The sequence below is a fragment of the Gilliamella sp. M0320 genome (assembly GCF_016101635.1).
Lineage (GTDB): Bacteria > Pseudomonadota > Gammaproteobacteria > Enterobacterales > Orbaceae > Gilliamella > Gilliamella apis.
Window position 1 is genome coordinate 22,264 of record NZ_JACFQD010000011.1, and the last position, 12,912, is coordinate 35,175.

Below are 12,912 nucleotides of genomic sequence, written 5' to 3' on the forward strand. Positions count from 1 at the left end.
GCACCGCCTTGGCAAACATCCCTGTTTGCCATGCTAACCTCACTCAGTTGTCAGCACATTGCGGATGTCGCGCCACAAAATCGCTTTTATTGCCCACTTCGTCAGCGTCAACGCCATTGCCTTGGCAAGGCAATGATTGTTTAATGTCCTAACGTTATTTTTCTTATCCTCAGCTTCAATACCTAAGAACTAAGAAATAATAGCTAAGGATAGACACAGAGTCCTCTGACGTTGGTATATTCCCTATCAGCGTGACCCACCCAACCATACGCCGAGTCAACCGTAAAAAACTCTTGACTACTACCCGCCCTATCTTGCGTCCAATAGTCGCCTCCGAAGAAGAAGGTCACTAAGTAATATTCCACCCTCCCCCATTCCGCGAAAAATCCTGCACCCATGTGACGCATATATGAATTATTAGGTGCCGAAGGCGTTGCCCCTACTATTTCATTTGCATAATCTCCACATTTCTCTGAATTATTTCCCTGACAAGACGCATTAGTTAAATCACTGACCTTTGGGAGACGGTATCCAATCTTATTACACCAAGATTCCATATTAGAATGGGTAGTTTCATAAAAACCACGATTAACAAACCACTGCTTTAACTCAAATCCATATTTGACCACTGCATTACCATTGCTATCACGACCGACCAACTCAAATACCTGAGGTAAAGATGGTCTGGCGATTTCACCTGGATTATCTGAACGCAATTGATAGTCTTTAGCAACAGGACCTGTTAGGGTGACATGAATATGGTATCTTGTTGAATTGATCATAGTAGCAGTAATACCACTATGAGAAACCGGAGCCCAAGATAAGGCTTCACTAACACCACCAATATCTAAATCAAAAAGCAAATTATTAGCACCAGTAGTCGGGAAGTTTAAACCATAAGACGATGGTGTAACTGACTGTGGTAGAAAACCCCAATCAGGGTTCCAAATGGAAGCAGGACCAGCATATATACCATTACCGTAATGTGAGTCAGGTTGTGCATAACAAATCACTGGCGCTGTCTTAGGTTTAATATAATAAGAGGCATTACTAGCACTAAAACGACTTTCATTAGGCACACCATAACGTGTTTTTAATGTACCTTCACCATTAGATAAGGTTAATCTATATGGCGCTTTACAAATAGTCAGTACTTCATTACGGGCAACAGGATTATTGAATTTATCAACAATAGATAAATTTAAACTACCGGTAGCGGTGACACCATTAACTCCCTGACCATCACCATCATCATCCCCCCAATAATTATAAGGTGTGCCAATAAGTGAACTTAATGCAATAGAATTAGTATCCGTTGGTACTAACATACCAATATCCGTAGAACTCTGACCAGCAACAGGTAAAACGATAGGATTGAAAAAACTTGAATCATTGGTTGTCGGAGTAAATGTTCTTCCATCAGAAAGCGATATCCTGAGTAGTGCTTCGGTATTTGTCACCTGGGTACGACCACCATCAAAGGTTAAATAAGGTGCTGAGCCATAAATAATATTGGTCGTTTTTGTGGTTAATGCATAATTAGCAAAAGAGGTAGACTGTAATACAACTACGGTTAATACCAAAACCATCGGCCGAGATAAAAAGGCTAAACCAAGAAATTTTGAAAAATTTTGCCGGAATTTCGGAAATTTTGGAAATTGCTGAAATAATAAATTGTAGTGAAATAATAAACGGTATGAGCTTAACTTTAGAAAGATGAAATTATAGGTTGGGCAGGTTGCGTGTTGCGTGTTGCGTGTTGAAAATTATAATCCATATCAGATATCCTTGTCAATCCAATTTTATGATTTATTTAAAATTTTAAGCCTAATGGCATAAAATTTATCCATTCGTATAAATATGCTATAAAAGTATAGTGATTGCAAAAAACCATGCAACTTTTTTTGATGGTTTAATTGTTAACTTTTGTAAAGGTGAATGTAATATTACCTCTTCATTACTCGCTTAAAACCTATTTCGAAGAAACTTTAGGGGGATTTTTAGGCTTCAAAAACCCCGTTCCTCAAATTTTTTGGTTACTAGTTGATTTTATAACTAGCGTTAACGATTTATTGGATGGATTTTGGCTTTAAAAACCCCGTTCCTCAAAATTTTTGGTTCTTTGAGTTTCGGACGTTTTGTTGTTTTGTGGTTATTTTTATACGTTGATTACGTCCGAGTTAAGAGGGTTGCCGCCAACCCTCTTTACCATCTCCCGCGGCGACCACGCAAGTGGTCACGATGTGACTACCTTCCGCCTTCGTTCGGTCTTAACGCACCGGCTGTGATTTGTTCCTGACAAAACACAACCTTGGCAAACATCCCTGTTTGCCATGCTAACCTCACTCAGTTGTCAGCACATTGCGAATGTCGCACCACAAAATCGTTTTTATCGCCCTAACGTTATTTTTCTTATCCTTAGCTTCAATACCTAAGAACTAAGAAATAATAGCTAAGGATAGACACAGACTTCGAGGGGGGGGGTCGAAGAACCCTTCACTGAACCATCCCCTTCAACCGAAAAATATTTCTCGACACTAGTTGTTGGGTTATTATTCCGATCAGCCGTCCGATAGCCGCCGCCGGCGATGAAGAAATTAGAATCCCTGTAATAGAACATCCACCCCCATTCCGCGAGCAATCCACCACCAATGTGACGGCGTAAATAATTATCAGGTGACGAAGGCGTTGCCCCTACTGCACCTTGGCACCAAGAACCACTATTCCTTCCGCGACAAGACGCATTAGTTAATTCTAGAACCTTAGGCATACGATATCCTATATTAGTACACCAAGGTGTTGCACCAGACCAAGATTCATAATCACCACGATTAACAAACCACTGCTTTAACTTAAATCCATATTTGACCACCGCATTACCACTGCTATCACGACCAACTAACTCAAATACCTGCGGTAAAGAGGGTTTGGCGATTTCACCTGGATTACGTAAAAACCATTGCGAGCGTGTAGAAAAAGGACCCGTTAGGGTGACTCGAACGCTAGTACTTGTTGAATCGGTCATCGTTGCCGTAATACCACCATGCGAAACCGGAGCCCAAGATAAGGCCTGATTATTACCACCAATATCTAAATCAAAATACACATTATTAGCACCAGTAGTCGGGAAGTTTAAATCATAAGACGACGGCGTAACTGACTGTGTTAGAAAACCCTTATCAGGGTTCCAAACGGCAGCAGAAAGACCTTGCCTTGTGGCTCTCTCTCCTAGGTCAGGTCTTGCAAAACAAATCACTGGCGATGCCTTAGGATTAATATAATAAGTGGCATTACCTGCCGTAAAACGACTTTCATTAGGTACCCCATAACGTGTTTTTAATCTACCACTACCATAAGATAAGGTTAATTGATATGGCGCTTTACAACTAGTCAGTACTTCATTACGGGAAACAGCTTGATTATTTTTATCGACAATGGATATCCATAAACTACCGGTAGCGGTGACACCATTATCTCCCTGACCATCACCATCATCATCACCCCAATAATTATACGGTGCGCCAATAAGTGAACTTAATCCAATAGATATAGTATTCCTTGGTACTAACATACCAATATCCGCAAAACTCTGACCAACAACAGGTAAAACGATAGGATTTCTTTCTGAATTATTGGTTGTCGGAGTAAATGTTCTACCATCAGAAAGGGATATCCCAAGTAGCGCTGCGGTATTTGTTACCCGGGTACGACCACCATCAAAGGTTAAATAAGGTGCTGAACCATAAATGATATTGGTCGTTTTAGTGGTTAATGCATAATTAGTAAAAGAGATAGACTGTAAAACAACCACGGTTAATATGAAAACCATCGGCCGAGATAAACAGGCTAAACCAAGAAATTTTGAAAAATTTTGCCGGAATTGCGGAAATTTTGGAAATTGCTGAAATAATAAACTGCAGTGAAATAATAAACGATGTGAGCTTAACTTTAGAGAGGTGAAATTATAGGTTGGGCAGGTTGCGTGTTGCGTGTTGCGTGTTGAAAATTATAATCCATATCAGATATCCTTGTCAATCCAATTTTATGATTTATTTAAAATTTTAAGCCTAATGGCATAAAATTTGTCCATTCGTATAAATATGCTATAAAAGTATAGTGATTGGAAAAAACCATGCAACTTTTTTTGATGGTTTTATTGTTAACTTTTGTAAAGAAGAACACTGATAACTCGAAAACAGCATCAGTTATTTGCTGTTTATTAGAAATAATAGATCCTTTATCCCCCCTCTTAAAAAAATCACCATTTTAACCTACTCAATAAGCGGTGTATTTCTAAACTACCTACACGGTAGTAAACCTGGACGTAATACCGACTGAAAGAGCACCAATTTTCTAAGCTACCTACACGGTAGTAAACTAGGATCCAATATACTATAAATGTTGTTGGCAAAAAGGCAAAGTCCATTTTTACCAATAAAAACCCTTTTTTTGAGCCATTTTTCAACATATTGATTTTTAATCATTTTATTTTAAGTTAAAAAAAAGGGTTAGTGATGGGATGGATTTTGGCTTTAAAAACCCCGTTCCTCAATTTTTTTGGTTGTTTGAGTTTCGGACGTTTTGTTGTTTGGTGGCTAGTTCTATGCGGTGAATACGTCCGAGTTAAGAGGGTTGGCGCGAACCCTCTTTACAATCTCCCGCGGCGACCACGCAAGTGGTCACGATGTGACTGCCTTCCGCCTTCGTTCGCTGTTAACGCTCCTTGCCAAACATCCCTGTTTGCCATGCTAACCTCACTCAGTTGTCAGCACATTGCTAATATCGCGCCACAAAATCGTTTTTTATCACCCTAACATTATTTTTCTTATCCTCAGCTTCAATACCTAAGAACTAAGAAATAATAGCTAAGGATAGACACAGAGTCCGGAGAATGTGCTGGAGGCATATTCCCTACTATACAAGTCACCATAATACGCGCTAACAGTATAAAAAGACGCTCGACTACTACCCACCCTCCTATCTTGCGTCGCATAGTCGCCTGTAAAGTAGGCATTAGCGTAATAGTCCATCCGCCCCCATTCCGAGATCAATCCTGTTCCAATGTGACGACGATATCTATTATCAGGTGACGAAGGCGTTGCACCAACTGCACCTTGACAGTCAGCATTTGACCCTTCTCCCTGACAAGTCGCATTTGTTAAATCCATGACCTTAGGCATACGGTATCCTCCAATCTTATTACACCAAGATTCTATACTAGAATGGGTACTTGCATAATTACCACGATTAACAAACCACTGCTTTAACACAAATCCATATTTGACCACCGCATTACCACTACTATCACGACCGACTAACTCAAATGTCTGCGGTAAAGATGGTCTGGCGATTCTACCTGGATTTTCTGATTGCCATTGATTAGCGTCTGTAACAACAGGACCCGTTAGGGTGACTCTAACATTGGTATTTGAATAGGGCGTAATCGTCGCCGTAATACCACCATGAGAAACCGACGCCCAAGATAAGGCTTGACTAACACCACCAAACCATAAATCAAAAAACAAATTATGAGCACCAGTAGTCGGAAAGTTTAAACCATAAGACGATGGTGTAACTGACTGTGGTAGAAAACCCTTATCATTGTTATAAATGTCATCAGAAAGCCCCCCAAAATCAAATCCAACTGCAAGTGGTCTTACAAAACAAATCGCTGACAATGTCTTAGGATTAATATAATAAGTGGCATTACCTGCATTAAAACGACTTTCATTAGGTATACCATAACGTGTTGTTAATCTACCGCTAGTATTAGATAAAGTTAATTTATATGGTGCGCTACAAATATCCAGCACTTCATTACGGGCAACAGGATAATTCCATCTATCAACAATAGATAAATTTAAACTACCGGTAGCGGTGACGCCATTAACTCCCTGACCATCTCCATCATCATCCCCCCAATAATTATAAGGTGTGCCAATAAGTGAACTTAATGCAATAGAATCAGTATCTGTTGGTACTAACATACCAATATCATTAAAACTCTGACCAATAGCAGGTAAAACGATAGGATTGTCTCTTGAATTATTGGTTGTGGGAGTAAATGTTCTACCATCAGAAAGGGATATCCTGAGTAGCGCTTCGGTATTTGTTACCCGGGTACGACCACCATCAAAGGTTAAATAAGGAGCTGAGCCATAAATAATATTGGTCGTTTTAGTGGTTAATGCATAATTAGAAAAAGAGATAGATTGTAAAATAACTACGGTTAAAACCAAAACCATCGGCCGAGATAAAAAGACTAAACCAAGAAATTTTGAAAAATTTTGCGGAACTTTCGGAAATTGCTGAAATAATAAACGGTATGAGCTTAACTTTAGAAAGGTGAAATTATAGGTTGGGCAGGTTGGATGTTGGATGTTGGATGTTGAAAATTATAATACATATCAGATATCCTTGTCAATCTAATTTAATTATTTATTTAAAATTTCAAGCCTAATGGCATGAAATTTATCCATTTGTATAAATATGTTATAAAAGTATAGTGATTGCAAAAAACCATGCAACTTTTTTTGATGGTTTAATTGTTAACTTTTGTAAAGTTTAATGTAATATTACCTCTTCATTACTCGCTTAAAACCTATTTCGAAGAAACTTTAGGGGGATTTTTGGGCTTTAAAAACCCCTTTCCTCAACTTTTTTGGTTGTTTGAGTTTCGGACGTTTTGTTGTTTTGCGGTTATTTTTATACGGTGATTACGTCCGAGTTAAGAGGGTTGGCGCCAACCCTCTTTACCATCTCCCGCGGCGACCACGCAAGTGGTCACGATGTGACTGCCTTCCGCCTTTGTTCGCTCTTAACGCACTCTTCGTCAGCGCCATTGCCTTGGCAGGGCAATGATTCTTTAACGTTCTAACATGATTTTTCTTATATCTAGCTCTTTAGTTCAAGAACTAAGAAATAAGCACTAAGGATAAACGCAAACCCCATCAAGCCCGTCATCGGCGTTCGAACTGAGCATCTCAGAAGCGCGCATTATTTCACCATTCTCCCCTTTAACGGAGAACTGGGTATTACCAGTTGCATCACTCGTCCAAAAGTATATGGAGCGGAAAAAGGCATCACTGTAATGGTTTCTCATGCTCCCCCACTCCGTGAAAAACCCTGCTCCAATTTGACGCTGGTAACCATTACCTGATGACGATGGTGTAGCGCCAACGGCACCTCGACAATAATGAACTGCATCATTACAAGTCGCATTAGTTAAATCCTTAACCGCAGGCACCCGATAATCACCAATTTTTGTACACCATGATGATACACTTGAATATTTGTACTTACTCGTACCACGGCTAACGAACCACTGCTTTAACACAAAACCATACTTGACCACCGCATTACCACTGCTATCACGACCAACTAACTCAAATGTCTGCGGCAAAGTGGGTCTGTCGATTTCATCTGGATTATCTGAACTCTGTTGCTTAGAGTCTGTAACGGCAGGACCTGTTAAGGTGACTCGAACACGGGTCTTTGTTGGAGATGTCATCGTCGCCTTAATACCGCCATGCGAAACAGGCGCCCAAGATAAGTCCTGATTATTACCACCTATATCTAAATCAAAATATAAATTATGAGCACCAGTAGTTGGGAAGTTTAAACCATAAGACGATGGCGTAAATGACTGAGGAATAAAACCTTTATACTCCGTCCATATGTTAGCAGGACCGGCATAAAATCCATAACCCCAAAACAAGTTAGGTTTAACATAACAGATCACTGGCGCTGCTTTAGGATTAATATAATAAGTGGCAGTCCTTGGCTCAAAACGACTTTCATTAGGTATACCATAACGTGTTGTTAATGTACCTTCACTATTAGATAAGGTTAATTTATATGGTGCGTTACAAATATCCAGCTCTTCATTACGAGCAACAGAATCATAATTTTTATCAATAATGGATAACCTTAAACGACCGGTAGCGGTAATACCATTAACTCCTTCTCCATCACCATCATCATCCCCCCAATAATTATACGGTGTGCCAATAAGTGAACTTAATGCAATAGAATCAGAATCAGTATCCGTTGGCATTAACATACCAATATCCGCAAAACTCTGACCAGCAACAGGTAAAACGATAGGATTGTCACTTGAATTAGCGGTTTTAGGAGTGAATGTTCTACCATCGGAAAGGGATATTCTAAGCAGAGCTTCGGTATTTGTCACCCGAGTAAGACCACCATCAAAGGTTAAATATGGGGCTGAGCCATGAATAATATTGGTCGTTTTAGTGGTTAATGCATAATTAGAGAAAGAAATAGACTGTAAAACAACCAAGGCTAATACAAAAACCATCGGCCGAAATAAAAAGGCTAAATTAAGAAATTTTGAAAAATTTTGCCGAATTTGTTGAAAAAATAAACTGCGATTAAATAATAAACGGTGTGAGCTTAACTTTAGAAAGGTTAAATTATGGGTTGGGCAGGTTTGGTGTTTGGTGTTTGGTGTTGTAAATTATAACACATATCCGACATTCCTGTCAATTAAATTAATGATTTATTTACAATTTTATACTAAAAAGTATAAAATCTATCCATTTGTATAAATATAGTTCAAAAATTATAGTGATTGAAAAAACTCGATGCAACTTATTTTAACTGTTTAATTGTTAACATTTGTAAAGAAGAACACTAATAGCTCGAAAAGAGCATCGATTATTTGCTGTTTATTAGAAATAATATACCCTTTATCCCCTCTTAAAAAATCACCATTTTTAACCTACTCAATAAGCAGTGTATTTCTTGATTATACCGCCACTTATATATTTCTATACTACCTACACGGTAGTGAACTAACTACTGTAGTTTTCATAAAGTACTCCGTTTTTCTAAGCTACCTACACGGTAGTGAACCGACACTGAAGCATCGAGCCGTAAGCTAGCCGTTTCTAAACTACCTATACGGCAGTGAACTAGAATCTCACATACTATAAATGTTGTTGGCAAAAAGGCAAAGTCTATTTTTACCAATAAAAACCCTTTTTTTAAGTGATTTTTTAATATATTGATTTTTAATCATTTTATTTTAAGTTAAAAAAAAGGGTTAGCAATAAGTAGGAATTATAAGTTTCAAAAACCCCGTTCCTCAATTTTTTTGGTTGTTTGAGTTTCGGACGTTTGTTGTTTTGCGGTTATTTTTATACGTCGATTACGTCCGAGTTAAGAGGGTTGGCGCCAACCCTCTTTACAATCTCCCGCGGCGACCACGCAAGTGGTCACTACGTGACTGCCTTCCGCCTTCGTTCGCTCTTAACGTTCCTTGCCAAACATCCCTGTTTGCCATGCTAACCTCACTCAGTTGTCAGCACGTTGCGAATGTCGCGCCCAAAATCGCTTTTTATCGCCCTAACACTATTTTTTTTATCCTTAGCTTCAATACCTAAGAACTAAGAAATAATAGCTAAGGATAGGTACAGACTCCGACGAGCATCGTCAAAATATCGTAATTCGCACTACCCATGTCCCAGCTAATCCCAAAAAAGGGATATTTACTATCATTCGTCTTATCACTCGTCAAATAGTAATTCATATAGTAATCAAAGTTGAAGTTGGCACCAGTGTAATCGTTCATATTCCCCCATTCCGAGAAAAATCCTGCACCAATGTGACGCATGTAACTATTAACAGGTGATGAAGGCTTTGCCCCTACTAATTCAGCTTTACCTTGACAACCCCATGCACCTGTTTCCCATGAACCTGTTCGACAAGTCGCATTAGTTAAATCCTTGACCTCTGGGAGACGATATCCAATATTATTACACCAAGATGATATACTAGAATAATCGTACCTACCTTTACCACGATTAACAAACCACTTCTGTAACTTAAATCCATATTTGACCACCGCATTACCATGACTATCACGACCGACTAACTCAAATACCTGCGGTAAAGATGGTTTGTCGATTCTACCTGGATTTTCTGATTGCCATTGCGATGGTGTAGCAACAGGACCTGCTAGGGTGACTCGAACGCGGGTACTTGTTGAATTGGTCATCGTCGCCGTAATACCACCATGAGAAACCGGAGCCCAAGATAAGGCCTGATTATTACCAACAATATCTAAATCAAAATACAAATTATGAGCACCAGTAGTCGGGAAGTTTGAACCATAAGACGATGGCGTAAATGATTTTGTTAGAAAACCCTTATCACGGTTCCATATGTTAGCAGGACCAGCAAAATTACGTTCATCTCTTACTTCGTCAATGCCCCTGTTACCGCCATATTTTAAATTAGGTCTTGCAAAACAAATCGCTGCCGTTCCCTTAGGTTTAATATAATAAGTGACATTACCTGCCGTAAAATAACTTTCATTAGGCACACCATAACGTGTTTTTAATCTACCGTTAGTATTAGATAAGGTTAGTTTATAAGGAGCTTTATCGGAACAAATAGTCAGTACTTCATTACGGGCAACAGGTTGATTAAATTTATCAACAATCGATAAATTTAAACGACCGGTAGCTGTAATACCATTAACGCCCTGACCATCGCCATCGCCATCATCATCACCCCAATAATTATACGGTGTGCCAATAAGTGAGCTTAATGCAATAGAATCAGTATCCGTTGGTACTAACATACCAATATCATTAAAACTCTGACCAACAACAGGTAACTCGATAGGATTTCTTTCTGAATTATTGGTTGTCGGAGTAAATCTTCTACCATCAGAAAGGGATATCCCGAGTAGCGCTTCGGTATTTGTTATCCGGGTACGACCACCATCAAAGGTTAAATAAGGTGCTGAGCCATAAATAATATTGGTCGTTGTAGTGGTTAATGCATAATTAGAAAAAGAGATAGACGGTAAAACAACCATAGTTAATACCAAAACCATCAGCCGAGATAAAAAGACTAAACTAAGAAATTTTGAAAAATTTTGCTGAAATTTAGGAAATTTAGGAAATTTGGGAAATTGTCGAAATAATAAACTGCGGTGAAATAATAAACGGTATGAGCTTAACTTTAGAAAGGTGAAATTATAGGTTGGGCAGGTTGTGTGTTGTGTGTTGTGTGTTGAAAATTATAATCCATATCAGATATCCTTGTCAATCCAATTTTATGATTTATTTAAAATTTTAAGCCTAATGGCACAAAATTTATCCATTCGTATAAATATGCTATAAAAGTATAGTGATTGCAAAAAACCATGCAACTTTTTTTGACGGTTTAATTGTTAACTTTTGTAAAGGTGAATGTAATATTACCGCTTAATTACTCGCTTAAAACCAATTTCGGAGAAACTTGGACGGGATTTTTAGGCTTTAAAAACCCCTTTCCGCAAATTTTTTGGTTACTAGCTGATGTTATAACTAACGTTAGCGATTTATTGGATGGATTTTTGGGCTTTAAAAACCCCGTTCCTCAAAATTTTTTAGTTCTTTATTTTTTAGTTGTTTGTGTTTCGGACGTTTTGTTGTTTTGCGGTTGTTTCTGTACGGTGATTACGTCCGAGTTAAGAGGGTTGGCGCCAACCCTCTTTACAATCTCCCGCGGCGACCACGCAAGTGGTCACGATGTGACTGCCTTCCGCCTTCGTTCGCTCTTAACGCTCCGGCTGTGATTTGTTCCTGACAAAACACAGCCTTGCCAAACATTCCTGTTTGCCATGCTAACCTCACTCAGTTGTCAGCACGTTGCGAATGTCGCACCATAAAATCGTTTTTTAAAACCCTAACGTTATTTTTCTTATCCTCAGCTTCAATACCTAAGAACTAAGAAATAATAGCTAAGGATAGACACAAACAGGGTTAGTTCTTTTATTTCTTAATGGTGTGCCGTCTAATTTCTGCGCATCGTAGATGCGACCGTCATATGGGTCAACGATAAACGGGTAAGACTCACCAGTATCTCTATTCGTATAATTATTAGTCGTCCAAACAAGATATGCATCAGAGTCGGTAAGGCCGACCGTAAAACCCCACTCGGCGAAGTGCCCGGCACCAATTTGACGCCGGGCATTATTATCAGGTGACAAAGGTTCGGCTGGTTCGAATCCGGTACAGGGATAAGATCCACAATCCGCAATAGATGCGTTAGTTAAATCCTTTACCTGAGGTACACGATAACCAATACTTGAACACAACGACAATGTGGTTTCATAATTTCGACGACCATAACAATACTCGACAAACCATTTCTTTAACACAAAACCATATTTGACCACCGCATTACCACTGCTATCACGACCAACTAACTCAAATACCTGCGGTAAAGATGGTCTATCAATACTTTGACCTAAATAACAACCCCTACCACCACCCCAAGGACCTTTTAACACGACTCTAACGCTGGTCTTTGTTGAAAGATCCATCGACGCCGTAATACCACCATGAGAAACTGGCTCCCAATATAAGTCCTGATTATTACCACCAATATATAAATAAAAAATCACCCTATTCATACCCGTAGTCGGAAAGTTTAAATCATAAGACGATGGCGTAACTGACCGTGTAAAATAACCCCAAACTTTATCATAACTGGGAGTGTCATACGCAGGATCATCATCGTTGTACCACGTAATAGGGTCAGGTTTAGCAGAACAAATCACTGGCGATGATGCCTTAGGATTAATATAATAAGTGGCATTACCTGCCGTAAAACGACTTTCATTAGGTACCCCATAACGTGTTGTTAATGTACCACTACCATTAGATAAGGTTAATTTATATGGCGCTTTACAAATAGTCAGTACTTCATTACGGGCAACAGGATTATTGAAGTTATCAACAATAGATAAATTTAAACTACCGGTAGCGGTGACACCATTAACTCCCTGACCATCTCCATCATCATCACCCCAATAATTATAAGGTGTGCCAATAAGTGAACTTAATGCAATAGAATCAGTATTCGTTGGTACTAACATACCAATATCATTAA

Annotated in this window: 7 protein-coding genes; all 7 read right to left on the minus strand. The window is 38.9% G+C overall.

Annotation, left to right across the window (positions count from 1 at the left end; genetic code table 11):
* Positions 1-203: 203 nt before the first annotated feature.
* Complete coding sequence (locus H3T83_RS10950; protein ID WP_110453319.1) at positions 204-1,589, minus strand: hypothetical protein; 1,386 nt, start codon at positions 1,587-1,589, stop codon at positions 204-206.
* An 863-nt stretch (positions 1,590-2,452) separates the two neighbouring features.
* Entirely contained in the window at positions 2,453-3,829 is a 1,377-nt protein-coding gene (locus tag H3T83_RS10955; RefSeq protein WP_198215774.1) for a hypothetical protein, read from the minus strand.
* A 1,036-nt stretch (positions 3,830-4,865) separates the two neighbouring features.
* Positions 4,866-6,245, minus strand: coding sequence for a hypothetical protein (locus tag H3T83_RS10960; RefSeq protein ID WP_198215775.1), 1,380 nt, complete (start codon positions 6,243-6,245; stop codon positions 4,866-4,868).
* Positions 6,246-6,928: 683 nt separating this feature from the next.
* Positions 6,929-8,320 (minus strand): hypothetical protein, encoded by a 1,392-nt coding sequence (locus H3T83_RS10965; protein WP_198215776.1) that lies wholly within the window; start codon positions 8,318-8,320, stop codon positions 6,929-6,931.
* A 1,104-nt stretch (positions 8,321-9,424) separates the two neighbouring features.
* The gene (locus H3T83_RS10970) at positions 9,425-10,867 is read right to left on the minus strand and encodes a hypothetical protein (RefSeq protein WP_198215777.1); all 1,443 of its coding nucleotides are present in this window, start codon (positions 10,865-10,867) and stop codon (positions 9,425-9,427) included.
* A 643-nt stretch (positions 10,868-11,510) separates the two neighbouring features.
* Positions 11,511-11,651 (minus strand): hypothetical protein, encoded by a 141-nt coding sequence (locus H3T83_RS10975; protein ID WP_198215778.1) that lies wholly within the window; start codon positions 11,649-11,651, stop codon positions 11,511-11,513.
* Between the two features lie 107 nt (positions 11,652-11,758).
* The coding region (locus H3T83_RS10980; protein WP_232351164.1) for a hypothetical protein at positions 11,759-12,912 on the minus strand (1,154 nt) is incomplete at its 5' end.

What these genes read in the sequence shown, in the direction of transcription:
- H3T83_RS10950 (WP_110453319.1), bottom strand. Translation starts at nt 1,589, where the DNA reads ATGGTTTTGGTATTAACCGTAGTTGTATTACAGTCTACCTCTTTTGCT.
- H3T83_RS10955 (WP_198215774.1), bottom strand. Translation starts at nt 3,829, where the DNA reads ATGGTTTTCATATTAACCGTGGTTGTTTTACAGTCTATCTCTTTTACT.
- H3T83_RS10960 (WP_198215775.1), bottom strand. Translation starts at nt 6,245, where the DNA reads ATGGTTTTGGTTTTAACCGTAGTTATTTTACAATCTATCTCTTTTTCT.
- H3T83_RS10965 (WP_198215776.1), bottom strand. Translation starts at nt 8,320, where the DNA reads ATGGTTTTTGTATTAGCCTTGGTTGTTTTACAGTCTATTTCTTTCTCT.
- H3T83_RS10970 (WP_198215777.1), bottom strand. Translation starts at nt 10,867, where the DNA reads ATGGTTTTGGTATTAACTATGGTTGTTTTACCGTCTATCTCTTTTTCT.